The sequence below is a fragment of the Sedimenticola sp. genome (assembly GCF_050289425.1).
Taxonomy (GTDB): domain Bacteria; phylum Pseudomonadota; class Gammaproteobacteria; order Chromatiales; family Chromatiaceae; genus Sedimenticola.
On sequence record NZ_JBNKFS010000056.1, the window covers coordinates 1 to 785 of the forward strand.

The 785-nt window shown below is 63.6% G+C and carries 1 protein-coding gene and 1 pseudogene; both read left to right on the forward strand.

The annotated features are described in order from the left end of the window. Positions 1-318: pseudogene (locus ACQY5R_RS18190) on the forward strand (hypothetical protein); the annotation flags it as partial. Next, on the forward strand, positions 305-785 hold a 481-nt coding region (locus ACQY5R_RS18195), incomplete at its 3' end, for an ABC transporter ATP-binding protein (RefSeq protein ID WP_428610706.1). The pseudogene ACQY5R_RS18190 and the gene ACQY5R_RS18195, both read left to right, overlap by 14 nt.

Genomic DNA, 785 nt, shown 5'->3' on the forward strand with positions numbered 1-785 from the left:
AGCCCCGACTCGTTCAGCTTCGCCTTCTCCATCAAGCTGGTCACCATGGTGGTGTTGGGCGGTATGGCTTCCACCTACGGCGCCGTGCTCGGCGCCATCATCCTCACCTTCCTGCCCGAGCTACTGGTGGTGTTCGAGGATTACGAGGTGATGATCTTCGGCGCCATCCTGATGGGCATGATGATCTTCCTGCCCCAGGGGCTGTTCGTCGGCCTGCAGGAGCTGCTGCGCAAGCTCACCCACCGCCGCCCGGTCGAGCCGTCCGCCTCGCCGAAGTCCACCCAGCAGAAGGAGGAGAAGCGTCATGGCGTTGCTTGAGGTCCAGGACCTGACCATCTCCTTTGGCGGGGTGACCGCCATTGCCGATCTCCACTTCGAGGTGCCGGAGAGTCAGGTCTATGCGGTGATCGGTCCCAACGGCGCCGGCAAGACCACCCTGTTCAACATGCTCTCGGGGATCTATCGCCCCAATGAGGGCAGCATCCGTTTCCAGGATCAGGAGATCGTCGGGCGACTGCCCCATCAGGTGGCCCAGATGGGCATCTCCCGCACCTTCCAGAACCTGCAGATGTTCTTCAACATGAGCGTGCTGGACAATGTCAAGGTGGGTTGCCATCTGCGCACCCACAGCCGGCTCTGGAGTGCCGCCCTGCGCCTGCCCAATATCCGCCAGGAGGAGCGCCAGGCCCAGGAATGGGCGCGTGAGGCCTTGGTGTTCTGCGGCCTGGAGGCCTATATCGACCAGCCGGCCGACGCGCTCCCCTACGGGGTGTTGAAGCGGGTGG